Raw genomic sequence first — 26,215 nt, forward strand, 5'->3', positions numbered from 1 at the left:
CTAGACCGGCCGTCGGAAATCGCCGCATACGCCGCAGCGCATGAGCAACTCCAAGCCCAGGCACTGGCGCCCAAGCCCACGCGAGATACGCTGCGTGCGATTGCTGCTGAGCTAGTTTCGTAGGAGGACGGAAGCCATGGACCTGTCTCGCGCTGTCTGGCGCACGAGCACCAGGTCCGGCTCAAGCGGCAACTGCGTCGAGGTCGCCGCGCCTGCAAAGCTCGTCATGGTCCGCGACAGCAAGCAACGGCAGGGACCTACGCTGTCCTTTTCGCACAATGATTGGACAACCTTCATCCAGAGCATTAAGGCCGGCAGCTTCGACGTGTAGTTCTCTGCGCAGAGGCCGGCGCCGGGGAAGACGAGGCTTGGCTACGGGGCCGTCCACCTCGACGTGGCGTGGTTGCGGTAGGCCATCCCGCCTGCCCTCAACCCGGGCAAGCCGAGCAGACTACCGCCGACCCGCCAGCGTCCAAACGTGCGTCAAGGCCGTCTTGACGTGGCGGGCCGGGCGGCGGCCCGCTCCCCAGAGGGGCGGGTCGACGGCACACGGGATGGCGGCCGGATTGCTCGGGTGGCATTGGCGGTCGCCGCTAGGTAACGCTCAAAGAGGATGTCCTGGCGGTCGAGCTCGGTAAGAGTCGGGCGCGAAGGAACGCCGAAAGCCGTGTCGACGGCGAGGTCCAGGGCGTCGTGAGCGGCTTGCAGGTCCGGTGCCAGGCCCGTCGGCGGATACATGTTGGCCAGCGGCGTGCCATCTTGCTTCTCACGCGCCGCGAGCACTGCAGCACCTCCATCTGCGATGGCTGCCTTGCTGGCTGGCGAGAGATCGGGCAACGGGAAGGTGTTCCACGAGAGGAGCTTGTTGAAGCGCAAGTCCGACTTGATGCGTCCGCCTACGGTCCGTTGCCACGTCATAAACATTGACGACGAGATCACGGCGAATACCAGCCCGTCTGAGTCCTCGCTTAGGAAGTTCGCGTTGCTTGTGATGACGTCCGGCGAGTACCGCGCTGCCAGGAAGTAGGGCCGGTTCTCTGACACGTGGGCTGGGATGCAGAGGTAGGCGGTGTCGGGTTGCGCCAGCTGCCTGAACAGGTGAGGCGTGTTGGCGGCCTGTCGCGTAGATGCCGCCTTGCTCTCGCTTCGGAATCGGCGAACAGCTGCGACCCGGGTGCGGAGCACGGGACTCTTCCGAAGGTCCGCAGGGTCTACATCAACGAGCCACAGGCAGTAGCGCTCACCGCCGTGCAGCAGCTCGCGGGCGCCAATATACGGCCGCAGGTACTTTGCGGCTATGGGATCTAGGAGGACCTCGTCGCGATCCTCGGGCTCTACGACCAGCCATCCCCCGTCAGTAGGCTTGTTTCCATAGGCGACCTCTCCCATCTGAGGGCTGAGAGGCCGGGCGGCAGGGTCAACGATCACTGAGGGACCGGCCGTGAGGTAGGGGCTGATGTTCTTGACGCCTAGCACCTCGACTGGCGCACTGTCAACGCTTGCGTAGTCGAAGAGCCGCTTTACAGCTGGCTGTCGCTGGTAACCGACAATGACGCAATGAACTACGGCTTGCCCTGAAGCCTCCGAGGTCCATTTGAAGGTGCGGTGCGCGAACTTAATCTGCCACCCCTGATTAAGAATAGAGCGGAACAGCGGGGCAACCGCTTCCCCCTGGGTGATCGAGTTAGTCGTCACGAACGCCCAACGGCCATCGACCTCACCGAAGTAGCGGAGCGCACAGGCGTGCCAGCCGGTGACGTAGTCGAGTGTGCCGTGGTAGTTCCCGCCCCACGCCCCCTGCAGCTCCGCGGTTTGTGCGGCTGAGCGCAACGCGATTCCTAGGAACGGTGGGTTACCTGCGATGATCACGTTCTCGGTCGGCGGTACTATCTCGCGCCAATCGAGCTTGAGCGCGCTACCCACCATGATGTGGGCCTGGCGCCGGATGGGTAGCCGGTCCGGCGCCACACCGAATCGCTCCTGCATGCGCAGGTCGCACTGGCGGTCCACCAGGAACATCGCTGTCTCGGCGATACGGGCTGGCCACTCGTCGATCTCGATGCCATAGAAGTGGTCGAGGGTAACCCGCAAAAGGCTCGTCCAGTCGGCCTCAAGCGCCTGGCTTCCCTCGCCATGCTGGAGGTCTGCGAGCGCCTCCATGATCTGCAGCTCGATTTCGCGGAGCTCCCGGTAGGCCACGATGATGAAGTTGCCGCAGCCACACGCCGGGTCCATATACCGGATATCACCCAGACGCCTCCAGAGGGCATGGAGCCGCTGCACGCGACCCCGCCGGAGCGTCTGGATGTGTGTGAACTCGCTGCGCAACTCGTCAAGGAAGAGTGGATTAAGCGTCTTGAGGATGTTCTCCTCCGACGTGTAATGCTCGCCGAGTTCACGGCGGGTTTGGGCGTCGCGGACAGACTGAAACATAGACCCGAGGATTGCCGGGCTGATGGTCGTCCAGTCAACCACGGCTGCGTCGAGCACCGCTGCACGGAACTCGTGATCCAGCGCAGGCAGCGTGATCTTCTCCTTAAAGATGCTGCCATTGACATGTGGGTACGTCGCCAGGTCCGCAGGCATCCCTGCTCGGCTGCTGCCGATAGGGTTGTCGAGAACCCGAAACAAGTCGTTGAGCCGCTGAGCGATGTCAGAACCGTCTCGGGCGGTGTGGTCCTTGATGAAATCCTGGAACAGGTCTGATGCCCACATCTGCGTGTCGTCACCGAAGAGTAGGAACAGCACCCGCGCCAGAGTCACGGAGATCTCGTGGTCCCGCTTTTTGGGCTCGTAGGCGGAAGGGTAAGCCTTTTCCAACGCTGCGTACATCCGTGCCATAAGCTTGGAGGCCCGCTTTGTCTCATTTGCGCTCTCCACGTCGAACGCACCGCGGACTTTCGCCAGTACGGCGTTGACATCGAGCAACGCGTCATAGGGGAGGCGGATAGCCTCGAGCTTGGCCGCGAATGCCGGGTCGCTGCTTCCCGTTCGGTGCAAGTGACGGGCGGGTCGGGAGACGACACCAGAACCCTTGTTGATGCGGGAAGGCCATCGCCATGCCTGCCGGTCGGGTTCATGAAAAATAACCAGCCGATTAGTGGTGGTTTTCGCGATGAGCTGGTCCACCCGCGCCTCGAGCGCGGAGCCTGGAATGGTCGGGACCTCAAATACCCGCAGGCCCCTGTAAGAAGAAACGTTGGTCGCGGTGATTGTTGAACCGTCTTCGAGTTTCAGCTCGATCGGCGGGTGGTCAGGCGCACCCCAATTCAGGTCAAACCGGAACATCTCACCGTAGTCGCGCCTCTCGGACCGAGCAACGAGGCCGTCAATCATCGATCCGTCACCCCAATGGAGCACACGATGTTGATCTCGTCCCTTTCGCTCGTGCCGATCACCAGGCGATTCTCTTCGTGCAACTGCTTGACAAGGTCGGCGAGGTCTTGGTCGCCGTACTTGGTACGCCGAGCCTGCCTCAGCCGGCTGCTTGCATGCTGTGTGAGCGGCCGATCCATCATCACGGCCAGCGCATTGCTCGCGTCCGCCCCGTAGATCGTGCCACCGAGCCGCTCGACCGCCCACTTGCGGATGCCTTTGAGATTGCCGGCGGCGATCACCTCGTTGGTAAGCTTGTCCCGCACTAGGCGCGCCTCTCGCTCGAAGTGATCCGCGCGCAGCTTCAAGGTAGGCGTGGACTCCTGGGCACGGAAGATGTGCAGCGCCTCGAGTGGTGTAAGGAGCCGCTCAACTAGGTTCCCGTACCGGTCATGGTAGGAAGTCGCGAACGCGTCAACGCCCGAAGTCGTGCTGGCATAGCAGGTGACGCCGCTGTGGGTCTCATGATCATAGGGGCCTCGCGTGCTGTGAACCATGTCCTGCATGCGGGTGATCTTGTGTGCCAGCTCAGGCTTGTCGTCCTTGATGCGCGACCAGACCAGCCACGCCTCGCTCGCCGCATCGGCCTCGCCCTCGGTAGCGTCGATCTCGTCTTCGCCGGGAACGTTACCCTTGTAGAGGTCATCGAGGATGTTGATCTCGTCCTCGCCTCCGAAGAACCGCTCGTCGGAGCCGAAGGCCGCGGCGTTGTCGACCAAACGTTGCCGGATCCGTTGCCGCAGCCGGATAGCCTGCTCGACCTTCTCGTGGGTGATCAGGTAGATGAAGACATCTTTGGCCTTCTGCCCAACCCGATCGACACGGCCGGCGCGCTGGATGATCCTGATGATCGCCCACGGCAGGTCGTAGTTCACGACGATGTGCGAGTCCTGCAGATTCTGACCCTCAGAGAGGACGTCGGTGGCCACGAGCACGTCGATGGGGTTCTCGATCTCGGTGTGCACATCGGCCTCGCCGGGAAGGCGATTGCTGTCCGGGGAGAACCGGCGGGCGACTCCGGCGGCGTCGTCGGTCTCACCCGACGCGAGCCCCACATTGTCGACGCCTGCCTCGCGCAGGGCCTTGGCGACGTACTCGGCGGTGTCGACGTACTCGGTGAAGACCAGGACCTTCTCACCGGGGTGGTGGGTTCGGAGCAGGTCGACCAGGGCGTTGACCTTGGAGTCCTTACTCGAGTCCCACGTCCCGAACTTCTCTAGTAGCCGGCTGAGGATGCGGTTGTCACGCTCAAGATCCTTGCGCAGCGTCTGCTTGAAGATCTTCGTGCTAAGCCACTTCGTCGAAGCAGGCAGCTTGCGCTGGAGCTCGTTGTAGCGGGTCTCCATGCTGCCATGCAGGTCTGTTTCGTCATCGAGCGCGCGGTCGCTGACCATGAACTGATGGTCACTGAAGCTGCCCAGCGGAACGTCGAGGCCTTGGTCAATGGCGTAGACGAAGAGCTCGTTGCGGGCCCGCTGCCGCTGCAGACTGAGAATGAACGAGTGCCCCGACGACGACAGGCGCTTGAATAGGCCGACGCGGACGAACCCACTGACATTGCCGCGGCCTGATCGGATGTCGGTTAGGATCTTGATGTCCTGATCCGAATGCGGCGCACGCGGGTTGTCGTAGTCGGCGAGCCGGTATCGCGGGAGCGTAAGATCCCGGAGCGCATCCAGGGTGTCATCTTCCTCCATCAGCCGCGCCGCGTCGTCAGCGGAAAACGCGTGGCTCAGCGGTTTGGCGATTCGATTGGGGAAGTGGAACCGCTGCCCGTTGGCAAACTGCAGGTACTCCAACTCCGCCACGGCGCCGCCGGGAAGGATAACCCGCTCCTTCTTCGCGGTCCGTTTCACGAAGGACCGGGTGCGGCGTACCAGGTGATCGGACATGAGCCGTTTCCAGTCCTCGGGCTCCTCCGATCGCCGGAACGCCGCCAATGTGGTGACCTTGCCGTCGACCCTGTCGGCCAAGGTGGGATCCTTGTCCATCGCGACCGTGGGCTGAATCCCGAGATCCTCGTCGTCGTCGATGTACAGGCCGAGCTGGTTAGCCACGTCGGCGAAAGCAAGGTTATATGGCGTCGCCGTCAACAGCAGCACCTTCGAGCCGTTGCGCCGCACGTACTCCCTGATGGCCTCCCAGGCCTTCGTAGTGTTGTTGCGCAGGTTGTGCGACTCATCGCAGATGACTAGATGGAACCTCTTGAGTTCGGGGAGCTTTTTGTCGGCCACCGAATAGGGGACCACCCGGGCACCAGTGAGTTCGTACCGCTCGATGTGCTCCTCCCACATCCGCTCGAGGTTCTTCGGGCACAGCACGAGGGTGCTGTAGTCCTCGGCCGCCTCGAGCATCAGTGCGGTCGCGATCGCAGTAAGCGTCTTGCCAAGACCTACCACGTCGCCGAGCATTGTCCCGCTCCGGCGCACGATGCGTCGAGCGAGCGTACGGACCGCAGTCTCCTGGTAGTCCAGGAGCAGGTTCTGCATCGAGGGCGGCAGCACGTAGCCCATGCCCTCGCGAGCATCCTCTGAGAGGCTATGGCAGACCTTCAGATAGACCTCGTAGGGTGTCGGCTGCTGCTCTGATGCCCATGAGTCCTCGATGAGGTCGATGATCTCGGCAGTGATCTTCAGCGAGAACCGGGCGTTCCACCGGCCGTCGAACCAGGTGGCCAGCAGCTCGGTGGCTTGCTGGTCAACGACGTCGATGTTCAGCTCAAGATTCTTGTAGAACCCAGCGGCGGTCAGGTTCGAGGAACCGACATATCCGCGCCTGGAAAGGAACGGGTTCCCGGGCGCGTGAAAGATGTAGGTCTTCCCGTGGAGCGGAGCGTCGGTGAAGACCTTCATTTCGACAGCGCCAGACGCTAGTTGCGAGCGCAGCTGTTGCAGGGTGCGCTGCTGCGCTTTGTTCGGAACACCACGCATCAGCTGCGTGCGCAGGTGTCGCACCAGCTGGTCTCTCGCCGCCAGTGCCTTCTCGAGACTGTTGATGTTCGCCCCGTAGGCCGGCGGCTGCACTTCCTCCTGCAGGACGTTGAGCATCGCCGCCGCGTCGGAGGGCATCACCATCCCGACGAGCACCCGAACGATCGGTGCCTCGCGGCCCGCTTGGGACTTGGCGTCAACGATGTCGGCGAACCCGGTCCAGCCGCGTAGATCGAGGTAACCGGTCGCGACATCGACAGAATCGAAGTTGCTGAGATCGCCCTGTAGTGCCGGACCAAGTCGACTCTCGTCGGTGATGTTGTCAAAGATGTTCGGCACTCAAGCTCTCCCGTGTTGGCTGGGACTGCCGACGATATCCACCGCTGCCGAAGGCGCCGATGCGAGCCGCCCGAGAAAATTCTGGTTGAACGAACGTAAGTAGGTACGGGACGGGGATGTCGAGGGGCGTTGGCACGAGTATGCCAATTCGGAGTCCTGCGCGGTGGTCCAAGATCCGACAAGTCGCCCTCGCCATGCCTGCGGTCGCCAGGCCGGTCAGACGCCGGCTGCTGGCTACGCGACGTGGGGACCAGGCACCCCTAGTCCTCGCCCGCTTGTTCAACAAGGACCCACGTCTGCTTGAGAGGGATCTCGCTATGGATCTCCTCGGGAAGGTGTGCGTACACCCGCAGCATCGCCGACAGCAGGGCCTCTGCGTCCCAGACCCGGAGTATGAATCGCTGACTTTCGGCTTGAGCTCGGGCGGGCTTAGTGATCCCGCCCCAGGCGACGAGCAGTGCCTGGTCCGCGTGCAGCCGGGCGCGTCCTCCCAGCAGCTGGTTCACCACCTCGACGCCGACCTGTGTCGTCTGCGACTTGACCTGTACGACGATTTTCGGGGGATCGAGCCCTAGGGCCCCTCGGCCGGCCACGATGTCCACACCGCCATCGGGGCCTTCCGATGCCACCTCGCACATGTACCCCTCCGCGGTCAGGATTGCGGCGACCAGGCGGGCCAGTGCATGGCCTGCGTACTTCTCCCCAACAAACGTCCGGATTCGATCCCATGCAGCCTGAGCGAGATCGATCGCCTCGGCGGTCTGGTCCGACGGGTCCTGCTCCCTCAGCGTGGTGGGGCTAGTGCCGGGACTGGGGCGCGCGCCAGGATCGATGCCCGTCTTGAGTACCTGTGCCAGCCGCCATCCCCCGTCGTTGCGCGATATCTCGCAGATCGTCAGGAAGGCTCCGAGGGAGTAGAGCAGGTCTTGACGTATGGCATTGCGAGGGACATCGGTGCGCTTCCAGTCCACGCGCACGACGTGCCGCCGGGTAGGGTCCGCTTCACCGGCAAGGTACTCGTAGCCACCGGTGACACGACCCAAGGCGATCTGGCCCGTCGTCTTGAGGGGCAGTGCAGCAACGTCTCCGATCGCGATTCGGTTTCGCAGGGCATGGAGCTGTCCGGTGAAGTTGATCTGCCTCGCTGGCTTCGCGCTGGGGAAACCCCGCTCGACCTCGGTACGAACAGCCTCGCGGGTCGTCGTGGAGGTAAGGTCCGCCACCTCGTGAAAGCCGCCGCCAGCATAGCCGTTGGCCAGGCACCAACGATCGCGCTCACCAGCACGTCCGGCACGGATTATCCACGCTGCCAAGTGATCCCCTCCTGTGCTAAGAGGCGGCCGTCGTGCGGAGGCCCTGATGACCAGGAAGCCTACGGCCGTGACACCGTCATAGGAGACCCCTGGCAGCGCGGGTCAGGCCGGGCCACTGGCGAGACGGCTGCCGACAGCGCGGAGGTCAGGCAACCCCGGCTTCGATGACGGCCCGCTCGAAGCATCGGACGAGGAGAACCGTCGCCTGCACTGCGGCGAAGGCATCGACTCGATTGATGCTGCTCGAATGTGTGATCGTGTTGGCCAAGTCCCATGCCGCACGAATAAGTGTCCGCCATCGTTCGTGGCTGCTGCCTGGCATGAGGGTACGCGCCGCAAACGAGAGACGAGCCTTCGCGTCCGCGCCTTTCGGCTGCTCCGGCTCGTTCTGTGGGAGCATATCGTCCTTATATACGAGTGTTGCAAGGTCGATCAGTACCTCCCGAGCACGACGTCCGACGTCCTGTAGGTCGTCTAGCGCCGTCGCTGCCGTCAACTCGGCCTGTAGCCCGGCGAGGCGTTGCTCCAAGTCCGGCCAGCTCGGAGCTGCGGGCCCTGGGTCTGATGCTGCGCGGCCCGCTGCCAGCCGCTCCAGTTGCTCATCAACCGGCGCTGCGAGATCGCTAATGTACTTGCGCCGGCCCGCGTAGGTTCCGCTGACCTCCTTCCACGCTCCGTGCCAGCCCCACAAGTCCTGCCAAGGAAACGGCGGCGCGATACCGAGGCGCCTGAGGCCGGCGTTGAGGATCGTTCGGCGTCGTCGGTACTCGTTGTTCACGTTCGTGACACTCGGACCGCCTGTCGCGACACTGCGGAGGAGGTCCGCCTGCAAGTTCAGGAGCTGAATGAGCTCCGAAGGGCTGTCGCCCGCCGGGTCAGTGGATGCGTCATCGTCCCATGACGGAAAGAGGTTGGACGTCATGGGAACAGTTTGCTGTGGACGCTGGCTTCGGGGCACCTCGATCTTGCTGGGCGGCAGGGGTGGTGGGTCAGTTGCAGTCCGCGGCGGGCCGCGGCCGATGCCGGAACCTGAACAACGAGCAATGGACGGGGAGATCGTCGGGCACAAGCTGGGCACAACTGACATGCAATAGGGCTGGCAACCGCTGTAAGACAGCGAGAGATCACGCGCAGGTCAGGACGGCGATCCGCCCGCTCTAGGATGATCCCCCGGTTGCCGGACGGGTTCAGGGTTCGAGTCTCTGGGGACCCGCCACGCGCGGGCCACCCCTCCGGTGCCAAGGGTCGCCCAGTTGGTCGAGGCAGACCGTAGCCCAGGGGGTCCGAGACGGACGGGCTGGGACAAGTTCGTCGTACGAGCACCACCACGTCCATCAGGACGAACAACAAGAGGCGCATAGCCCTGTTGTGGCAGGTCAAGCACCTCTTGATCTTGCACGCCCGGAGAACTCGAACCTCTAACCTTCTGATCCGTGAGCAACGTCGGGTGCCGAGTAGGTGAATTCCTTCCCCCCACGCTCCGCGACTCCACGCCGCCGGACGAGCGCTCGAGCCGCGACAAGGCGCTTCAGACGGTTGTTCGCATTTGGGGCGGTGATACCCAGTTGTGCAGCGAGCGTCATCGCGGTGAAGGTGCCAAGTGTCCTGGCGATCTCAAAGGTGTCCTTAAGAACATCCGACGCCGCTAGTAGCGCAAGGTCATCACCGAGCTGCTCTAACGCGATAAGTTCGCGGCGCTCGAAGCCGATGACGATCGTTTCCCGGGTGTCGTCGTTGAGTCCGGTCACGACCACGGAGGTCGGGCCGTCGTCCTGGGTGGCGAGGGCGGAGTAGTACTTGCCGAGGAACTCGTCGGCGAAGCTGACGGTCATGGCCTCGACGTTGGTGAAGTTGATGACAAGGAGGCTGGCGCCATGCGGGGTGTGGTCTTCTAGGTCGTGAAGCATTTTCCTGCCGCGTTCCCTGGTCGACAGGAACGCCCGGGGTGGTCCGACGTCGAAGGTGATGGTCGTAGCGGAGGCCGGTTTCACCTGAGTGATTGAAACACGTTACGGCCCGTTACGGAACTCGGACGCGCAGCCAGGCCCAAGTGCCGTCCACCGGTTCGGCAACACGGCTGCAGATCGAGGTGGGTTCCGGGCGGAGTTTCGCGGTGGCGACGGCGTCTCCGCTGTGGAGCATGAGTTCGCCTCCCTTTCCAGCTCGGATGGCTTGCCGCCACAGGTTTGGCAATCCGTGGCCCCGCCCTTCGGGACTCCTGTTGCCACCATCTAGTGCTCGCTCGAGAGCCACGGGGCCTTCCAGGTCCTGGCTGGTGGTGCGGGAGAGGACTTTTCGGATCCCGTCGCCAGAGTCGCAGACAGCGAACTCGAATCCCGGTGTACGGCTCAGGGTACCGCTGTAGAGCTGGGCGGCGGTGAAAGCGCCGGTCTCGCTATAGCCGTGTGTGGTGGCGTTACTCAGCAGCTCACCGAGGCTGCGGAAGGCCGCCCTCCCCGCTCCCGGTCCAAGCCGTGCCGTCACCAGGCGGCCGAGCCTGTCGCTTACGTCGTCGACGTTGTTGGGCGTGACCTTGGCAACCTCGAGGAGCTTGTCGGAGTGGTCGCGGCGCACCTGGGATGGGACCGAACCTTCGATCTCGGCGAAGGGCTTGAGTAGCTCCACGACGTTCATCCGCACGAGATAAGACGCGATCTTCGGGTCGTGCGGAACAAGCAGGTGGACCTCACGGCCGCGGGCGGCGGCGACGGTCCCCATCGTGACGATGGCGGCGAGCTCAAGCGGGCTGACCCACTGGAGTCCTCGCGCGTCGAGCACCAGGTTCCCCGTGTCGCCATGAAAGTCAGCCTTCAGCTCTCGGCGGTGTCGGAGGGGATTCCGGCCGGCTAGCTCGATACGCACACACCAAGCATGACAGCTGGAACAGGACCCGCGCGTTCTCACCCGACGGAGTGGGCTTAAGGCCCCTTCGGGGTTGCGCAAGGCGCGATCATCGGTTTAACTGGTCTCAGTGAAACCGAAATCTCGAGGGCTGCCGGTGCTGTACGGGCCAGTCGCGAGACCGCGGAGCCCGTCGACACGGCCCCGCTCAAGCGCACAAGGAGCAGATGTGAAGATCCACCACTTCGCGGCCGGCGAGGCCGTTGCCCAGACCCGCGAGGTCGCGCCCGATGTGCGGCTCAGCGACCTTCTCGTCCTCGAAAGGGACGAAAGGCTCTTCGTGGTCGGCGACGAGGCCGAACTCGACGTGACCGCCACGGTCGAGGCGGCTCTGGCCGGTCGACCGGGGCATGTGGCCACCTCGGCCTGCCACCAGATCGCGGTGACGGTCGGGTACGCCGGAGCCGACAAGGTGGTCAAGGTGCACCCGGCCACCCGGCTGCGCGCGGTCCGCAAGCGGGCGATCGAGGCGTTCGGGATCAGCCACGGCGCCGCAGCCGATCTGGTCCTGCGGGTCCCCGGCGAGACTGAGGACCTGGACCTGAACGCGCCAGTCACCACGATCGTCCCGAGGCGGACCTGCAGCACGACAGTCGACCTGGTTCACACGGTCCGGCCGCAGGGATGAGCACGACGTCCGAGCCCGGCGGCGACCCGAACCTGCGACGGCTACGCCGGCATCTGCTGGCCGCCGACGTCGAGGCCGGGGCCGCCGCCGGGTCCTGGCGCATCGTCGACCTGAACTGGCCGATCCTGCTGGTCGCGATCGCAATCGACGACGATGCCGAACTGGGAATGCGGCTCGATGTGCAGGACTACCCGGTGCGAGCCCCGGCCGGACAGCCCTGGAACCTGGCCACGAACATGCCGCTAGCCACGGCGGACTGGCCGGTCTCCGGCCAGAACCCGGAGGTCTTCCGGCACGACTGGTCCCCAGGCAACAACAACGGTCCGTACCTGGCGTGCGACCAGGCCGGGATCGCGAGCCATCCGAACTGGGCCCTGGAACGCCCGGAGCGGTGCTGGAACCCGACGCGGACGATCGGCTTCTACCTGCGCGAGCTGCACCGCGAGCTGGCCTACGCGCGGATGCCGACGCACCGAGGTGCTCAGTGACCGCGCGCCTGACCATCGAGCCCAAGTTGTTCACCGCCCTCGTGACGGGCCTCGCCGAACGGGGGCAGGGGCGCCGCGAGAGCGGCGCTTTCCTCCTCACCGACCGGGCGCACCCCGAGGACCAACTGCCGCAGCCGGTCACCAGGATCGCCTTCTACGACGACCTCGACCCGCACTGCCTGACTGGGAGGATCGACTTTCACGCCGTCGGCTACACCGCGCTACAGAACCTCTGCCGACGCGGCGAGCTGCGGGTGGCCGGCGACATCCATACCCACCCAACTGACCGTGTTCAGCAAAGCCGAATCGACGCCGAGCACCCCATGGTGGCCCGCGACGGCCACGTCGCGCTGATCGCCCCGCGCTTCGCAGCCGAGGTCACCGACGTATCCCAGATCGGCGTCCACGTCCTGGCCGACGCCGGCTGGACGTCCTTCTACGGTGACCGAGCCGCCGAGGTCGTGCTGATCGACACCCGTACGGGCCGATCGACGTCGTGGTGGCGTCGGCTGCTGGCACGGCTACCCATCTGGCACCGGCACCAGGAGACACGATGACCAAGTCCATCACCGATACGTTCGACCGCACCGCCCTGCTCGGAGTCCACGAGGGAACCCAGGCGACCATCACTGCAGCGCTCGACGCGCAAGCCAAGACCGGGATGGTCATCGTCGCGGCCGGCATGCCCTTCGACCTGTGCGGACAAGCCGCCCTCTGCACCGCGGTCGCGACAGCGGTCCGCGCGCTCGGCAAGGTCATCGTGATCGCCGACAGTACCCTGGAACTGACCTTCGGGCCGTACCGCGGGCTGACCATCAAGGAGATGACCGAGCAGGAAGGCGCCCAACACGCCGACCCGCTCGATCCAGGCACCGTTCCCGCCGATTTCCCCGTTCTCCATCTCAGCGACCCACCCGCTGAGCCCAGCGGCGCAGTGCGGCTCCGAGCCAGCTGGGACGGCTGGAACGCATCAGTCTCTCCGGTCGAGGCCAGGTCCGACCCCAGCCGCGAGGGCAACGTCGTGGCCGCGATCGCCGCCGCAGCCCTCGGCGTGCACGAGGCCTTCGGCGCGATCCGCGACCGTCCGGGCAGCGACGTCGGCTGGCGCACCATCACGCTGAACCTGTGGCAGCCGGGGACCGACATCGACGGGCCGACTCTGACACATGCTCCGGCCGCCTGGTGGCTGGTCGGTCTCGGCCACCTCGGCCAGGCATACGCCTGGGTGCTCTCCTGGCTCCCGTACGCCGATCCCGCCAAGATCGAGATCGTGCTGCAGGACACCCAGCGGGTGGTCGAGGCCAACCACAGCACCGGCCTCCTCACCCCGGTCAACCCTGCCCCGGTCCGCAAGACCCGGCTTGCGGCGAGGGCTCTCGATCAGGCCGGGTACGACGTCGTCATCCTCGACCGGCGACTCGACGAGACGAGCCGCGTCCTGCCCGAGGACTACCACGTCGCCCTGCTCGGCGTCGACAGCCTCGCGCCGCGCCGGCTCATCTCTCGGGTTGGCTGGAAACTCGCCATCGACGCGGGACTCGGCGTCGGCCCGGCCGACTTCAACGCCATGATCCTCTACCGGTTCCCGGCGAAGGTCCCCAGCGACCAACTGCTCGCCTGGAACAACGACGTACCCCGGCGACGGCGGGCCGCCACCGCCGCCCTAGCCGAGCTGGAGCGACGCGACCCGTGCGGCTCCGTCGAACTCGCCGGCACCGCCGTCGGTGCCGCCTTCGTTGGCGCGATCACTGCCTGTTTCGCCATCGCTCAGGGCGTCCGCGCAGTCCAGACCGACGACGGCTTCGACGTGATCAACGTCCACCTGCAATCGGGTGACGCCTTCCAAGCGCCTGCGACTGGTGAAACAGACCTTCCGGCAGCCTGTCTGCTCTCGCTATAGCTGGGCGACCTGGAGATGGTGATTACGTGCCCGCGCCGCAAAAACTCAACTGCGTCTTGCGGCCCTCGCTTGATGCCGCTCCGCAGGCCGCCCGACGCCCCGCCCGCTTACCAACGCCAAAGAGATAGCCCTGCACCTCATGACCGACCGCGCCACCGTCGAACTCGAGCCCGGCACCTTCGACGACGAGCTGAAGCAGCTGCCCCAATCGGCCACCGACTACGACTGTAAGGGCACCCTGGACGCGCTCTTCGTTGACAGCGACTACGCCATGCTGATGTCCAACCCGGGCAAGCTGAACGCCAAAGCGGTCCGGCCCAGTCATAGCTGCCACCAGCCCTCGGCCGGGCCTCCGACCGTGATCCACCAGAACGCGGCGAAAACCTAACGGCACTGATGAGCGCTGGCCGGCACGAACGCCCACTTGAACAGCACGTGACACCGGAGCACCATGCTTCCACATGCTGGGAGATCACGGCACATACCGGAAAAGTTCAAGGCCATGACCAGCGGAAACGCTGGTCATGGCCTTGATTGTGACGTGCGCCCGAAGGGACTCGAACCCCTAACCTTCTGGTCCGTAGTCCGAAGGGCGCATCCCGCCGTTCTCGAACATCCTCGTCCCCGCTTGGCCGGCCGGGCCGCCGCGCTGGCAGTAGCCCTCAGAACGTGCTCGGTGAGTCCTGGGCGGGCCCGCGTAGCTGTGGGCCCGTTCGGGCAGCGGTGGGTACCGGGCGTTGCTGGGCGATGATCACGTGCTCGGTGTGTGCTCCAACGGTCGGGGCAACGGCGGCTGACAGCGGTCGGCGCGGGTGGTCACTCCTGGGTACTCGTGGGTATCCGCTGGCAGGTAGTCTGAGCGCTCGCGCCCTCGTAGCTCAGGGGATAGAGCATCGGTTTCCTAAACCGTGTGTCGCAGGTTCGAATCCTGCCGGGGGCACCAGGTCACACCCTTGATCAACGATCACTGTTCCGCCTTCCGGGGCTTCCGTGCCCGTTGCGTGCCCGATCGCCTCGCTACCTTCGCCCGGCTCGCGTCCAGGTGCTGAGCGACCTCAGCGTCCCGACCGTCGACAGCCCAGGCGTAGTGGCGGTCGTCACGCTGGCATTGGCATCCCCAGCCGGCGAGCTGCCACCAGGACGCCGTGCGAGTCCGCGACCCAGCTCGCGTGCGTGGCCCGCAGGTCGTGGGGCGTCACGTCGACCAGCCCTGCCGAACGCACCGCAACCAGGAAACGGCGGCGGAAGCCGTGGTAGCTCTGCTGCCGATCGGCGGTGTGCGCCTGGCGCCCCGGGAAGACGAACACGTCCGGCCCATCAGGCAGCGTCACAAGGTGCTCCCGAAGCAGCTGCACCACGAACGCCGGCACGGCCAGCTCCCGCCGCTGGTGGTTCTTCGGGGTGTCGATGACCGGACCGCCGGGCACCTGCGCCACCGCCTGATGGGCTAGGTGGACCGGGCCGGCCGTTACGTTGTGCTATCGGGCTTGCCGCTCTTCATGTCTCTGGTTGTAACCCACGCCCGAGCCGCCTCGGTCAGCTTGCCGATGAGGTCTGTCTTGCCCTCGGTGTACGCCTCACGGTCGTGTGGGTAGCGGTCGGCCAGCTCTCGCTTGAGTGCTTCGTAGTCCGCACGGGCGTCAGGATGGGCTCGCAGGTAGTCCCGAAACGCCAGGACGTTGAGGTAACGCGGCGAGCCGGTCGGCACGAGATGCAGGTGGTGGGTCCGGTGGCTGGGGCGTGGCTTGCAGAACCAGTGCATGACCTCAGCCAGATAGGGCCAGTAGCAGTAGTCCAAAGGCTTCAGCAGTTGGATGCAGGGGCGCGACAAGTCCAGGTCTGCCACGCCGACCATGATGTCGATGACTGGTTTGGCGGCGAGCCCGGGCACTGCGGTGCTGCCGACGTGGTGGATGCCGCCAGTGATCCAGGGACCGATGGTCTGGCCGATCACGCTGGCCTCGGTGGCGAACCGCTCGGGCCATGCGGTGTCGTAGGGCTCAATGTGAACGGGGGCGTTGACCTCGTCCGACTCGCTGCTATGGCTGTCCGACATGGCGGTCACTCTGCCAGGGAAGCTGGTTCGCCGCAGTCCCAGCAGTAAGCCGACGATCATGTCAAGTATCTGGTGGGACGCGAGTGTCAAGCATGTCCCGTGACGGGACACGCCCCAGACGCTTTGCTTGCCCAATTCCGCTCTATCAGATCAAGGCGGCCCGCAAGCGGGCCGGGCCGGCCGGCCACGCTTTGGGACGACAGGACCATGAAGACCTCGGGGCTCCGCCCCGAACCCCGAGATCCGCTCTCAGCTCAGCTGGGCGCCCACAACGCAGACGGATCGGCGCAGATGGAATCCGTGCCTGGCTCGCGCCAACGTTTGCCGCCGTCACCGCCCAGGTCCATGTAACGGTGAAATCGGTGCGCGCAAGGTAAGGCTCAGGCGACGATGCTCGGATGGCGCGACCATCGAAGCCGGCGCAGGCCGGGGGCATTCTGCGTGGCGAGGAGGAGGCCCAGCAGGTCAGCTTCCTGGAGCTGTTCTTCGACCTGGCGTTGGTCTTCGCCCTGGTCGGTGTCGTCAGTCGGATGGTGCCGGACCTTCTCTCCGACAATCTGGGCCTGCGCTGGCGGTCGCTGCTGTACACGGTCGTGCTGGCCCTGCCGCTGCTCTGGCTGTGGACGACCACCGCGTACATCACGAGCCGGTTCGACTGCCGCAACCGCTGGATTCAGCTGCTGGTCTTGGTCAGCGCGTTCGGCCTGCTGATCATGGCGACGTCCCTGCCGTACGAGTTCGAGCCACGCGGCGCCACCTTCGCCGTTGTGTACGTGGTGCTGCATGTCGGACGCCCCTTGCTGCTCCGGCCGTTGTTACGGGGGCACGAGGAGGTACGGGGGTTCTACACCCGCCTGGCCATCTGGGCTGGCGTCTCCGGCGTCATCTGGCTCGCCGGGGCGGTGACGGGCGGAAACCTCCGGGTCGCCCTGTGGTTGATCGCCATCACCGTGGACCTGGTCGTGGCGCGGTTCAGATGGCCGATACCCGGCATCCACCGAGCGCCCACCAGCGCGTGGGCGAGGGCCAGCAGCCGACACCTCCCCGAGCGCTACCAGCAACTGTTGCTGATCGCGCTCGGCGAGACGGTGCTGTCCATAGGCCTCGCCTATACCAAACACCCGGCCACGCTCGCCGCAACGACAGCCCTGGTGATCACCTTCCTGTCGTCCGTGCTGATGTGGCGGATCTACTTCTATCGCGCTGGGGAGGTGCTGGCCGAGGCGGTCGAGATGTCGTCGAACCGGGCAGCTGCCGGCGGGATCGTCGGCGTGGCCCATGTGCTCATGGTGCTCGGCATCACCGCCGCCGCGGCTGGCGCGGAAGTCATACTGGCGCATCCCTCCGGGTCACCCGTGCCGGCCTGGCTCTTCGTCATCCTCGGCGGGCCGGCGCTCTTCCTGTTCGGCCGCAGTCGGCTGGAACGGGTCGTCTTCAACCGGCTCGCCGTGCGCCGGCTCGTCGGCATCGCCGCTCTGGTCCTGCTGGCACCGCCGCTGTTCTTCGCCCCGCCGCTGCTCGCCGCCATCGCCGCTGCCGTCGTGCTGCTCGGCGTCGCCGTCGCGGACGCTCGACGCGCCGCCGGCCGCCCACCGGAAGCTCCGTCCCCGTCCGCCTAGCGGAGACGGTCCGCATCCAGTCCGCAAGAGGTCCATAGACGGCAGGGGAGTGGCGAGAGATGCCGAAAGGTGTTTGCGTGCCCGTTCCTGATCCTCGGCCCCGAGTTTCTGGGCCTGGGCCCGGAGCAGCCCGGTCCGGCGCGGCGGTGCACGAAGAAGACGCTGGCGTGCTGGGGACCGGGTCCGGACGTGTGGGACCTGCTTCAGGTCTGGTGCCAACCCTTCTGGTCGGCTTGGCGATGTCGCTGCTGGTGCACCGGTTCCTCGTCCGCCGGTTCGAGTCGGCGGTGGTCACGGGCACGCTGTCGGCGTTCAGTGGCTGGCTTGGCTGTGCGCTGCTGGCCTGCGGTCTCCTCGCGATGCTGTACTCGTAGCCGGACGTCTCACGGAGCTGCTGGCCCGCGGGACACGACAGCCTGGAGGGAGTCGGCTGATGGCCGGCATCACGGTCCGCCCGATGACGGCGGAGGACGCCGACGCGGTGCTGGCCATCTACCAGGCCGGGCTCGACGCCGGCGACGCCAGCTTCGAGACGGCGACACCCACCTGGCCGGCGTTCGACGCCGCCAGGTTGCCCGACCACCGGTTCGTCGCTGTCGACGCCGGCGGCGCGGTCGTGGGCTGGGTCGCGGTCTCGCCGACCTCGACCCGTGCCGTCTACGCGGGGGTGGTGGAGCACTCGGTGTACGTGAGCCCCGCCGTTCAGGGGCGGGGCGTCGGCCGGCTGCTGCTGGACGCGCTGATCGCGTCCACCGAAGCGGCCGGCGTCTGGACGATCCAGTCCGGTGTCTTCCCCGAGAACACCGCGAGCCTCGCCGTGCACCGCCGGGCCGGCTTCCGGGTGGTCGGCACGCGGGAGCGGGTCGGCCGGCAGCACGGCCGGTGGCGTGACGTCGTCCTCCTGGAACGCCGCAGCCCGGCCGTCGGCTGACCGCCGAGCCGAGCCGCCGGTCAGCCGGGCAGGCGGTACACGGAGACGTGGGACCGGGACTCCTCCGTGAACTCGGCCCCGGACCAGTCCGCGTGCCGGGACTCCAGCTCGAATCCGGCCAGCTGGCCCATCAGGTCCAGCTCGGCGGGCCAGATGTAGCGGTGCGGGCTGCGGAACACCCGCGCCTCGCGCCCTTCGCCGAACCGGAAGTGGTGCGACACGACCTGCTGGCGCACCACGTCGTAGGTGTCCAGGCCGATGTAGCCGGGCTCGGCGCGCCACACCGTCGCCCGCTCGCCGGGGGTCAGCTTGCGCAGCTCGGGCACCCACAGCTCGATGACGAACCGCCCGCCGGGGCCGAGGTGGCGGGCCGCGTTGCGGAAGCAGGCGACCTGTTCCGCCTGGTCGAGCAGGTTGGAGATGGTGTTGTAGACCAGGTAGACGAGGGTGTGATCGCCGAGCGCCCTGGCCGTCGCCATGTCGCCGACGACCACCGGGATCGTCGTCTCGTCGGCCTTCGTCCGGAGCTGCTCGATCATCGGTTCGGACAGCTCGATCCCGCTGACCGGCACGCCGCGTTCCGCCAGCGGGACGGCCACCCGGCCGGTGCCCACGGCGAATTCGAGGGCGCGTCCGCCGGCGGCGAGCGCGGCGAGGCGGTCCACCGTTGGCCCGAGGACCTCCAGCGCGAACATTCCGGTGCCCGGTGTGTCGTAGCGCTGGGCCGTCTCGGCGTCCCAGATCTCCTCCTGCCGCATGGCGCCACGATCGTCGTCGATGCGGGCCCTGTCCAACGGATTTCCGGGTGCGTACCGCAACCGACCGGTGACGGAGACCGGCGTGACCGGCCTCCGGAACGCGCCGGTTTCCACCGGTCCGCGCTGTTAACCTGCGTGCGAGGGGCTGCGCTGTGGTGGGCGGCCTCGACCGGGCGCCAGCCCCGGGCCGTCGGGGTGGCAGTGGCTCACGTCGGTACCCTGCTAGTCCTGGCCTGCCCGCGACGACATGGTGGTACTTCGTGAACGATCTTCGAGTGGTGGCGTTCGACCTGGACGACACGCTGGCGGTTTCCAAGTCCCAGATCGATCGTCGGATGGCGGAACTCCTCGGGCACCTGCTCACCGAGGTGGATGTGCTGGTCATCTCGGGTGGCCGGTTCGAGCAGTTCGAGGCGCAGATGCTGGCGCACCTCGACCTGACGGAGGAGCAGCGCGGCCGTCTGCACCTGATGCCGACGTGCGGCACCCGCTACTACCGGTGGCTGGACGGGGACTGGCGGCAGGTCTACGCCGAGGACCTCAGCGAGGCCGACAAGGTCCGGGTCGTCGCCGCGCTCACCGAGTCGGCGCGGGCGCTCGACCTCTGGGAGCCGAGGACCTGGGGCGACATCATCGAGGACCGGGGCAGCCAGATCACCTTCTCGGCGCTGGGCCAGTCCGCGCCGCCGGCCGAGAAGTACGGCTGGGACCCGGACGGCAGCAAGAAGAAGCGGCTGCGGGACGCGGTCGCCGCGAAGCTTCCCGACCTGGAGGTCCGCGGCGGCGGCTCGACCTCGATCGACGTCACCCGCAAGGGCGTGGACAAGGCGTACGGCATGCGGAAGCTGCTGGAGTGCCTGGACCTGAAGATCGACAACGTGCTCTTCGTCGGTGACCGGCTCGACGTGGGCGGCAACGACTACCCGGTGAAGGCCATGGGCATCCGCTGTATCGCCGTCACCCGCTGGGAGGAGACGGCCGACTACGTGGAGAGCCTCGTCGACGAGCTGGTGAAGCTGCGGGCCGAGCCGGCCTGACCGCCGCCCGGGTCGAGGGGCGGCGGCCAGGGCGGGCCTCAGAGGGCGGCGCGGATCGCCTCGGCGAGCGTGGTCGGGGTGCGACCGAGCAGCCGGGCCAGGTCGTCGCCGACCTCCAGCTCGCCCTGGGCGAGGCCCCGATCGCCGTCGGCGAGCACGGCCGCGTACCCCTCGGGCAGGCCGGCCGCGACCAGCAGTTCGGTGTACTTGTCCACGGGCAGGTCGAGGTAGCTGACCGTGGCGCCGGCCTGCCGGGAGATCTCGGCGGCCAGCTCGGTCAGGGTGAACGGCGAGCCGCCCAGCTCGTACACCTTGCCGGCCTGACCCTCCGTGGTGAGCACCGCCGCCGCGGCCTCGGCGTAGTCCGCGCGGGTGGCGGCGCTGACCCGCCCGTCGCCCGCCGCGCCCGCCACCCCATGCTGGAGGTACGTGGGGAGCTGTCCGGTGTAGTTCTCCAGGTACCAGCTGTTGCGCAGGAAGACGTACGGCAGCCCGGAGTCCTTGATCAGCTGCTCGGTCGCCTTGTGCTCGGCGGCGAGCACCAGGCTGGAGGTGTCCGCGTTGGCGATGCTGGTGTAGACGACCAGCCCGACGCCGGCCTCCTTGGCGGCGGTGACCACGTTGCCGTGCTGCACCACCCGCTTGCCGACCTCGCTGCCAGAGACGAACATGAGCTTCTCGGCGCCCGCGAAGGCCGCCTGGAGCGACCCTGGGTCGTCGTAGTCGGCCCGCTGGGTGACCACGCCCAGCTCCGCGAGGCCGGCGAGCCGGTCGACGTCCCGGCCGACCGCCACGATCTGGTCGGCGGACACGCCCCGGTCGAGCAGCGAGGAGATGATCAGGCGGCCGAGTGGGCCGGTGGCACCGGTGACGACGATGGACATGAGCACTCCCTGTTGGTGGCGACGTCAACTGTCTTCCCTCGCCAACGGGAACAACTCCTCCTTACTTCCCGTTGGAGAGTAGGCACCTTCAAGTTCGGTACGCACTGAAAGAGAGCGACCACGTGCAGGCGGACCCGTTCAACCGGAACTGCGGCAGCCGGAAGGTCCTGGACCGGATCGGCGACCGCTGGAGCGTGCTGGTCGTGCTCACCCTCGCCGGCGGCGACAAGCGCTACGGCGAGGTGGCCGAGCGGATCGACGGGATCAGCCAGAAGATGCTCACCCAGACCCTGCGCGGCCTGGAGCGCGACGGCATCGTCACCCGCACGGTGCACGCCAGCGTGCCGCCGCGGGTCGACTACGCGCTCACCGACCTCGGCCGCAGCCTGCTCGACCTGGTCGCCGGCCTGGAGGCGTGGGCCACCACCCACCTGACTGAGGTGGAGGCCGCCCGGGCCCGCTACGACGCGCGGGGCTAGTTCCGGAACCGGGCCGAGTCTGGCGGGATCGGTGTCGATGCGGTAGGAACGCGCAGAGAGCGCTCTCCGTCCCCATCACCGAACAGGCAGACAGATGAGACCACTCGACCCCTCCCGCCGCCGCTTCCTCGCCCTCACCGCCGCCTCGGCGGCGTCGGTCACCGCCCTCGGGCTCCCGGCCGTGCCCGCCGCCGCGTCCCCGGCCGGCCACGGCCACGGCGACGGCGCCGAGCCCGACTTCGGCCCCAACGTCTTCGTGTACGACCCGGCCACGCCGGTCGAGGAGATCCAGTCCACCCTGGACCGGCTCTTCGCCGGCCAGGAGCACAACGAGATGGGCCTCGACCGCTACGCCGTGCTGTTCAAGCCCGGCCGGTACGAGGTGAACGCCCGGCTCGGCTACTACACGACGGTGGCCGGCCTCGGCGCGCACCCCGACGACGTGGAGATCCACGGCGCGGTACGGGTCATCGGCCAGCCCGACCCGAACTCCCCGGCCGGCATCTCCGCGCTGACCAACTTCTGGCGCTCGGCCGAGAACCTCGCCGTCACCCCGACCGACTGGTCGAACCAGTGGGCCGTCTCCCAGGCGTCCCCGATGCGCCGGGTGCACATCAAGGGCATCCTCTGGCTGGAACCCGGCAACGGCGGCTACTCCAGCGGCGGCTACATCGCCGACTCCAAGGTGGACGGCATCACCATCAACGGCTCCCAGCAGCAGTGGCTGACCCGGGACAGCGAACTCGGCGGCGACTGGACCAACGGGGTCTGGAACCAGGTCTTCTCCGGCGTCGTCGGCGCGCCCGCGCAGGGCTTCCCGGACCCGCCGTACACGACGCTGCCGACCAGCCCGGTGACCCGGGAGAAGCCGTACCTCTTCGTGGACGGCGCGGGCCGCTGGCGGGTGGCCGTTCCCCGGCTGCGCCGCGACACCGCCGGCACCACCTGGGCCGCCGGCGCCCCGCCGGTGCCCTCGCTGCCGCTGTCCGACTTCTTCATCGCCAAGCCCACCGACTCGGCCAAGCGGATCAACCAGGAGCTCTCGCGGGGGCGGCACCTGCTACTCACCCCGGGCGTCTACCGCCTGGACCGGGCGCTGCGGGTCAAGCGTCCGGACACCGTCGTGCTCGGCCTCGGCATGCCGAGCCTCGCCCCGACCACCGGTGACGCCGCCCTGCGGATCGAGGACGTGGACGGCGTCCGCATCGCCGGGGTGCTGGTCGACGCCGGGCCGGTCGAGTCGGAGGTGCTCGTCGAGGTCGGCAAGCGGCACAGCCACCGGTCGCACGCCGGCAACCCCATCTCGCTCCAGGACGTCTTCTTCCGCATTGGCGGCCCGTACGCCGGCCGGGCGGTGACCAGCCTCGTGGTGAACAGCCGGCACACCCTGATCGACAACATCTGGGCCTGGCGCGGCGACCACGGCAGGCCGGGCACCATCGGCTGGACCGTGAACACCGCGGCCACCGGCGTGGTGGTCAACGGCGACGACGTGACCGCGTACGGGCTCTTCGTCGAGCACTACCAGCGCTGGCAGACCATCTGGAATGGCGAGCGCGGCCGGACCGTCTTCTACCAGAGCGAGTTGCCCTACGACCCGCCCAGCCAGGCGGCCTGGCGCAGCCCGACCGGCAACGGCTGGGCCTCCTACAAGGTCGCCAACCACGTGCGCGAGCACGAGGCGTGGGGGCTGGGCGTCTACTCGTACTTCAACCAGCAGGTGGACATCCGCTGCGACCGGGCCATCGAGGCGCCCCGGCGGGCCGGCGTGCGGTTCCACGACGCGATCACCGTGTTCCTGGACGGCAGCGGCGGCATCGAGCGCACCGTCAACGAGGCCGGCACCCCGGTGGTCGGCTCGTACGGCACCAGCCCGGTGGTCAACTACCCCTGATCCGCCGATCAGTACCACCGGCCGGCCGCGCCCGCGGCCGGCCGGTGGTGGCTCCAGCGATGTAACGAGATTTCGCCGGAACACGCTGCGCCCGTTACCCGGTGCGGGGTGGGATTCCCGGTCATAGGCTCCCGTACATCGAGGACCGGCGGCATCGCGGCCACCCGTGAGGGGGCGACGGACGCGATCGAGGGGGCGCGTCCGGCGCCGCCGCCGTCCCGCCACCAGATCCTGAACCGGAGGACTCTTTGCGTCGTTCCGCACTTCTCGCCTCAATGACCACCGCGGCGGTCGCGGCGGTCCTGGCCGCCGCCGCACCGGCATCGGCCATCAACACCTACAACGCCCAGCCCGCGCCGGAGCGCACCGAGGTCGGCGCCATGCTGGCCCTCTGGGACCGCGACGGCGACGGCGTCTCGGAGACCGTCGACTGGTACTGCTCCGGCACCATGGTCGACCGGAACACCTTCCTCACCGCCGCGCACTGCACCACCGACTGGTCACCCGGCGTGCGCTTCTACGTCTCCTTGGCCCAGGACGTGCAGGGCGCGCTCGACGCGGCCAAGGCCGCGGGGCTGACCCCGGCGCAGACCGCCGCCACGGTCGGCGTCGAGGGCACCGCACACACCAGCCCGGACTACCCCGGCAACTCCGCCGACGCGCACGACATCGCCGTCATCGAGTTCTCCGACGGCCAGGCCGCCGACCTGGCGAGCCGGTGGTCGTTCACCCCGGCGACGCTGCCCGCCGCCGGCCAGCTCGACGCGCAGGGCTCCCGGGCCCTCGACGCCGCGACCTGGGTGGTGGCCGGTTACGGCACCGAGGAGGCCGTGCGCGGCCCGGGCGGGCAGACCCACACCGGCGGTGGCGTCCGGAACAAGGCCGAGGTCGGCTTCAACGCGTTGAACAAGACCTGGGTGCGGCTGGCCATGAACGAGAGCCGCGGCTACGGCGGCGCCTGCTACGGCGACTCCGGCGGGCCGAACTTCGTCACGCTCGGCGGGCAGCGGGTGCTGGCCGCCACCACCATCACCGGCGACGGCCCCTGCTACGCGACCAACGTGGCGTACCGGCTGGACGCCCCGACCGCGCGGGACTTCCTCGACGAGTTCGTCGACCTGCCCTGACCTGGGGCGCGACCGGCGGCCGGCGGGGTCACCCCGCCGGCCGCCCCCGTTCGTCGGCCCCCCGCTCAGGCGGGAAGTTGCTCGGCGCGGGTGACCACCTGGTCGATCAGGCCGTAGTCACGGGCCTGCTCGGCGGTGAACCAGCGGTCCCGGTCCCAGTCGCGCTGGATCTCGTCCAGCGTGTGCCCACTGTGCTGGGCGATCAGCTCCTGCATGGTCCGCTTCACGTGCAGCATGTTCTCCGCCTGGATGGTGATGTCGGCGGCTGTGCCGCCCATCCCGCCGGACGGCTGGTGCATCATCACCCGCGAGTGCGGCAGCGCGAACCGCTTCCCGGCCGCGCCGGCGCAGAGCAGGAACTGCCCCATCGAGCCGGCCATCCCGAGGGCCAGCGTGGCCACGTCGTTCTTGACGTAGCGCATGGTGTCGTAGACGGCCATCCCGGCGCTGACCGAGCCGCCCGGGGAGTTGATGTAGAGGAAGATGTCCCGCTCCGGGTCCTCGGCGGCCAGCAGCAGGATCTGCGCGCAGATCTGGTTGGCCGAGGCGTCGGTGACCTCGGTGCCGAGGAAGATGATCCGCTCCTTGAGCAGCTTCTCGAAGACCCGGTCGCCGAGGGTCGGTTGCCCCTCGTCCAGCATCCAGATGCCGTATCCCATGACCTGACCACCCTCCGTGCCGCCGGCGGGCGAGGGACCGCCCGGCAACCGGCGGTCTCCAGCCTCCGGCGGCCGGTGCCCCACGGCCCAGGGTTTCTGCCGGGGGCAGATCCGCCGTGGGCAGAACCGGCCGGGCCTAGGCGGCGGTCAGCCGCCGCCGGCCGGCCCGGGCCCGCCGCCGGGCCAGCGTGACGGAGGTACGCGGACGGGGGCGGGCGGCCGGCGCGGAGGGGATCAGCCAGATCCGGGTGCCGGTGCCGAACGCCGTGGGGGAGCCGTACCCGAGTTCCGGGCCGACCGGCGCGGGCGCGGTGCCGGGCAGCCGCAGCGCCCCGCCGAGCAGGGGGGTCGGTGCGACCGGCCGCCGGGTGGCGTGCAGCCGCGGCCCGCCGGCCCGGAGCTGCGGCCCGGTCCGGGTGGCCGGCACCCGGTCGAGCCGGGCCAGCGTCACCCCGGAGGTCACCGGCGCCCGCCGCTCGACCCGGCGCAGCTCGTCGCGGGCCTCTTCGAGCAGGTCGGAGAGGTGGATGCCGAGGGCCCGGCAGATCGCCGCCAGCACCTCGGAGGAGGCCTCCTTGCGGCCGCGTTCCACCTCGGAGAGGTAGGGCAGGGAGACGCCGGCCGCCAGCGCCACCTCGCGCAGGGTGCGGCCCTGACGCAGGCGTACCCGGCGGAGCACCCCACCGATCACCCGTCGCAGCAACGACATGCGGGCCTCCTCGCGCTCGTCGTCCCCCGGACGTCCCCATCATGCCCCGTCCGGGCGACGGAGAGCGGCCCGGTCGGCCCCCGTGATGCCGACCGGGTCCCTCCGGGTTCAGCGCCAGACCACCGCCCGGCCGTGCCAGCTCGGGGAGAGGTAGTCCACACCTGACCGACGATCACGCCCTGGTCGTT

At 67.7% G+C, this 26,215-nt stretch carries 25 protein-coding genes and 1 tRNA gene; 14 read left to right on the forward strand and 12 right to left on the reverse strand.

Annotation, left to right across the window (positions count from 1 at the left end; translation table 11 throughout):
* Positions 1–136: 136 nt before the first annotated feature.
* Positions 137–331, forward strand: coding sequence for a DUF397 domain-containing protein (locus ABZS80_RS32105; protein WP_302765953.1), 195 nt, complete (start codon positions 137–139; stop codon positions 329–331).
* Between the two features lie 152 nt (positions 332–483).
* Here the strand turns inward: ABZS80_RS32105 and ABZS80_RS32110 are convergent, their stop codons facing one another.
* The 6 genes from ABZS80_RS32110 to ABZS80_RS32135 form a co-directional block, all read right to left on the reverse strand.
* The gene (locus ABZS80_RS32110; protein WP_355061799.1) at positions 484–3,336 is read right to left on the reverse strand and encodes a DNA methyltransferase; all 2,853 of its coding nucleotides are present in this window, start codon (positions 3,334–3,336) and stop codon (positions 484–486) included.
* Positions 3,333–6,644, reverse strand: coding sequence for a helicase-related protein (locus ABZS80_RS32115; protein WP_355061801.1), 3,312 nt, complete (start codon positions 6,642–6,644; stop codon positions 3,333–3,335). The genes ABZS80_RS32110 and ABZS80_RS32115 overlap by 4 nt, the downstream gene beginning before the upstream one ends.
* A 260-nt stretch (positions 6,645–6,904) precedes the next feature.
* A complete protein-coding gene (locus ABZS80_RS32120) occupies positions 6,905–7,957 on the reverse strand; it encodes a restriction endonuclease (protein ID WP_355061803.1) in 1,053 nt (350 codons plus the stop codon).
* A gap of 145 nt (positions 7,958–8,102) precedes the next feature.
* The gene (locus ABZS80_RS32125; protein WP_355061804.1) at positions 8,103–8,879 is read right to left on the reverse strand and encodes a hypothetical protein; all 777 of its coding nucleotides are present in this window, start codon (positions 8,877–8,879) and stop codon (positions 8,103–8,105) included.
* A 496-nt stretch (positions 8,880–9,375) separates the two neighbouring features.
* Positions 9,376–9,948, reverse strand: a complete 573-nt coding sequence (locus ABZS80_RS32130; protein ID WP_355061806.1) for a hypothetical protein — start codon at positions 9,946–9,948, stop codon at positions 9,376–9,378.
* A gap of 28 nt (positions 9,949–9,976) precedes the next feature.
* A complete protein-coding gene (locus ABZS80_RS32135) occupies positions 9,977–10,819 on the reverse strand; it encodes a hypothetical protein (protein ID WP_355061808.1) in 843 nt (280 codons plus the stop codon).
* Between the two features lie 208 nt (positions 10,820–11,027).
* On the opposite strand from ABZS80_RS32135, the gene ABZS80_RS32140 reads away from it, so the two are divergent.
* The 6 genes from ABZS80_RS32140 to ABZS80_RS32165 all read left to right on the forward strand — a co-directional run bounded on the left by ABZS80_RS32140 (position 11,028) and on the right by ABZS80_RS32165 (position 14,817).
* Entirely contained in the window at positions 11,028–11,486 is a 459-nt protein-coding gene (locus ABZS80_RS32140) for a hypothetical protein (RefSeq protein ID WP_355061810.1), read from the forward strand.
* Positions 11,483–11,974, forward strand: a complete 492-nt coding sequence (locus ABZS80_RS32145) for a hypothetical protein (protein ID WP_355061812.1) — start codon at positions 11,483–11,485, stop codon at positions 11,972–11,974. The genes ABZS80_RS32140 and ABZS80_RS32145 overlap by 4 nt, the downstream gene beginning before the upstream one ends.
* Complete coding sequence (locus ABZS80_RS32150; protein WP_355061814.1) at positions 11,971–12,531, forward strand: hypothetical protein; 561 nt, start codon at positions 11,971–11,973, stop codon at positions 12,529–12,531. Before ABZS80_RS32145 ends, ABZS80_RS32150 begins: the two co-directional genes overlap by 4 nt.
* Positions 12,528–13,874 (forward strand): hypothetical protein, encoded by a 1,347-nt coding sequence (locus ABZS80_RS32155; protein WP_355061816.1) that lies wholly within the window; start codon positions 12,528–12,530, stop codon positions 13,872–13,874. The genes ABZS80_RS32150 and ABZS80_RS32155 overlap by 4 nt, the downstream gene beginning before the upstream one ends.
* Positions 13,875–14,013: 139 nt before the next feature.
* Positions 14,014–14,262, forward strand: coding sequence for a hypothetical protein (locus ABZS80_RS32160; RefSeq protein ID WP_355061817.1), 249 nt, complete (start codon positions 14,014–14,016; stop codon positions 14,260–14,262).
* A 479-nt stretch (positions 14,263–14,741) separates the two neighbouring features.
* A tRNA-Arg gene (locus ABZS80_RS32165) sits at positions 14,742–14,817 on the forward strand.
* Positions 14,818–14,971: 154 nt separating this feature from the next.
* Here the strand turns inward: ABZS80_RS32165 and ABZS80_RS32170 are convergent.
* Positions 14,972–15,310, reverse strand: a complete 339-nt coding sequence (locus tag ABZS80_RS32170) for a tyrosine-type recombinase/integrase (RefSeq protein WP_355061819.1) — start codon at positions 15,308–15,310, stop codon at positions 14,972–14,974.
* A gap of 32 nt (positions 15,311–15,342) precedes the next feature.
* Entirely contained in the window at positions 15,343–15,930 is a 588-nt protein-coding gene (locus tag ABZS80_RS32175) for a GrpB family protein (protein WP_355061862.1), read from the reverse strand.
* Between the two features lie 398 nt (positions 15,931–16,328).
* Between ABZS80_RS32175 and ABZS80_RS32180 the strand changes: the two genes are divergently transcribed.
* The 3 genes from ABZS80_RS32180 (at position 16,329) to ABZS80_RS32190 (ending at position 18,480) form a co-directional block, all read left to right on the forward strand.
* Positions 16,329–17,549: a low temperature requirement protein A gene (locus ABZS80_RS32180; RefSeq protein WP_355061821.1), complete on the forward strand. Its 1,221-nt coding sequence runs from the start codon at positions 16,329–16,331 to the stop codon at positions 17,547–17,549.
* A 212-nt stretch (positions 17,550–17,761) separates the two neighbouring features.
* Positions 17,762–17,923 carry a hypothetical protein gene (locus ABZS80_RS32185; protein ID WP_355061823.1) on the forward strand — a complete coding sequence of 54 codons (162 nt, stop codon included), beginning with the start codon at positions 17,762–17,764 and terminating at the stop codon, positions 17,921–17,923.
* A gap of 59 nt (positions 17,924–17,982) precedes the next feature.
* Positions 17,983–18,480 carry an N-acetyltransferase family protein gene (locus ABZS80_RS32190; RefSeq protein ID WP_355061825.1) on the forward strand — a complete coding sequence of 166 codons (498 nt, stop codon included), beginning with the start codon at positions 17,983–17,985 and terminating at the stop codon, positions 18,478–18,480.
* A gap of 20 nt (positions 18,481–18,500) precedes the next feature.
* Here ABZS80_RS32190 and ABZS80_RS32195 read toward each other — a convergent pair whose 3' ends face one another.
* Positions 18,501–19,238 carry a class I SAM-dependent methyltransferase gene (locus ABZS80_RS32195; protein WP_355061827.1) on the reverse strand — a complete coding sequence of 246 codons (738 nt, stop codon included), beginning with the start codon at positions 19,236–19,238 and terminating at the stop codon, positions 18,501–18,503.
* 260 nt (positions 19,239–19,498) lie between these two features.
* Between ABZS80_RS32195 and ABZS80_RS32200 the strand changes: the two genes are divergently transcribed.
* Positions 19,499–20,275 (forward strand): HAD-IIB family hydrolase, encoded by a 777-nt coding sequence (locus ABZS80_RS32200; protein ID WP_355061829.1) that lies wholly within the window; start codon positions 19,499–19,501, stop codon positions 20,273–20,275.
* Positions 20,276–20,313: 38 nt separating this feature from the next.
* Here ABZS80_RS32200 and ABZS80_RS32205 read toward each other — a convergent pair whose 3' ends face one another.
* Entirely contained in the window at positions 20,314–21,159 is an 846-nt protein-coding gene (locus ABZS80_RS32205) for an SDR family oxidoreductase (RefSeq protein WP_355061831.1), read from the reverse strand.
* Positions 21,160–21,281: 122 nt separating this feature from the next.
* Between ABZS80_RS32205 and ABZS80_RS32210 the strand changes: the two genes are divergently transcribed.
* From ABZS80_RS32210 to ABZS80_RS32220, 3 genes are all read left to right on the forward strand, one after another.
* Positions 21,282–21,638 (forward strand): helix-turn-helix domain-containing protein, encoded by a 357-nt coding sequence (locus tag ABZS80_RS32210; RefSeq protein ID WP_355061833.1) that lies wholly within the window; start codon positions 21,282–21,284, stop codon positions 21,636–21,638.
* 94 nt (positions 21,639–21,732) lie between these two features.
* Positions 21,733–23,532, forward strand: coding sequence for an adenylyl cyclase (locus ABZS80_RS32215; RefSeq protein WP_355061835.1), 1,800 nt, complete (start codon positions 21,733–21,735; stop codon positions 23,530–23,532).
* A 275-nt stretch (positions 23,533–23,807) separates the two neighbouring features.
* Entirely contained in the window at positions 23,808–24,659 is an 852-nt protein-coding gene (locus ABZS80_RS32220) for a trypsin-like serine protease (RefSeq protein ID WP_355061837.1), read from the forward strand.
* Between the two features lie 65 nt (positions 24,660–24,724).
* On the opposite strand, the gene ABZS80_RS32225 is transcribed toward ABZS80_RS32220, so the two are convergent.
* Both ABZS80_RS32225 and ABZS80_RS32230 read right to left on the reverse strand, forming a co-directional pair.
* On the reverse strand, positions 24,725–25,318 hold the full coding sequence (locus ABZS80_RS32225; protein ID WP_355061839.1) for an ATP-dependent Clp protease proteolytic subunit: 594 nt from the start codon (positions 25,316–25,318) through the stop codon (positions 24,725–24,727).
* Between the two features lie 136 nt (positions 25,319–25,454).
* Entirely contained in the window at positions 25,455–26,027 is a 573-nt protein-coding gene (locus ABZS80_RS32230; protein WP_355061841.1) for a helix-turn-helix transcriptional regulator, read from the reverse strand.
* Positions 26,028–26,215: the final 188 nt, after the last annotated feature.

This window comes from Micromonospora sp. NPDC005305, from assembly GCF_040607315.1.
GTDB lineage: Bacteria > Actinomycetota > Actinomycetes > Mycobacteriales > Micromonosporaceae > Micromonospora.

Bases quoted from the DNA above. Each gene is read 5' to 3' on its own strand.
- ABZS80_RS32205 (WP_355061831.1), bottom strand. From the start codon at position 21,159: ATGTCCATCGTCGTCACCGGTGCCACCGGCCCACTCGGCCGCCTGATC.
- ABZS80_RS32110 (WP_355061799.1), bottom strand. From the start codon at position 3,336: ATGATTGACGGCCTCGTTGCTCGGTCCGAGAGGCGCGACTACGGTGAG.
- ABZS80_RS32125 (WP_355061804.1), bottom strand. From the start codon at position 8,879: ATGACGTCCAACCTCTTTCCGTCATGGGACGATGACGCATCCACTGAC.
- ABZS80_RS32155 (WP_355061816.1), top strand. From the start codon at position 12,528: ATGACCAAGTCCATCACCGATACGTTCGACCGCACCGCCCTGCTCGGA.
- ABZS80_RS32195 (WP_355061827.1), bottom strand. From the start codon at position 19,238: ATGCGGCAGGAGGAGATCTGGGACGCCGAGACGGCCCAGCGCTACGAC.
- ABZS80_RS32215 (WP_355061835.1), top strand. From the start codon at position 21,733: ATGAGACCACTCGACCCCTCCCGCCGCCGCTTCCTCGCCCTCACCGCC.
- ABZS80_RS32175 (WP_355061862.1), bottom strand. From the start codon at position 15,930: ATGTCGGACAGCCATAGCAGCGAGTCGGACGAGGTCAACGCCCCCGTT.
- ABZS80_RS32180 (WP_355061821.1), top strand. From the start codon at position 16,329: ATGGCGCGACCATCGAAGCCGGCGCAGGCCGGGGGCATTCTGCGTGGC.
- ABZS80_RS32145 (WP_355061812.1), top strand. From the start codon at position 11,483: ATGAGCACGACGTCCGAGCCCGGCGGCGACCCGAACCTGCGACGGCTA.
- ABZS80_RS32225 (WP_355061839.1), bottom strand. From the start codon at position 25,318: ATGGGATACGGCATCTGGATGCTGGACGAGGGGCAACCGACCCTCGGC.
- ABZS80_RS32230 (WP_355061841.1), bottom strand. From the start codon at position 26,027: ATGTCGTTGCTGCGACGGGTGATCGGTGGGGTGCTCCGCCGGGTACGC.
- ABZS80_RS32220 (WP_355061837.1), top strand. From the start codon at position 23,808: ATGACCACCGCGGCGGTCGCGGCGGTCCTGGCCGCCGCCGCACCGGCA.
- ABZS80_RS32105 (WP_302765953.1), top strand. From the start codon at position 137: ATGGACCTGTCTCGCGCTGTCTGGCGCACGAGCACCAGGTCCGGCTCA.
- ABZS80_RS32160 (WP_355061817.1), top strand. From the start codon at position 14,014: ATGACCGACCGCGCCACCGTCGAACTCGAGCCCGGCACCTTCGACGAC.
- ABZS80_RS32190 (WP_355061825.1), top strand. From the start codon at position 17,983: ATGGCCGGCATCACGGTCCGCCCGATGACGGCGGAGGACGCCGACGCG.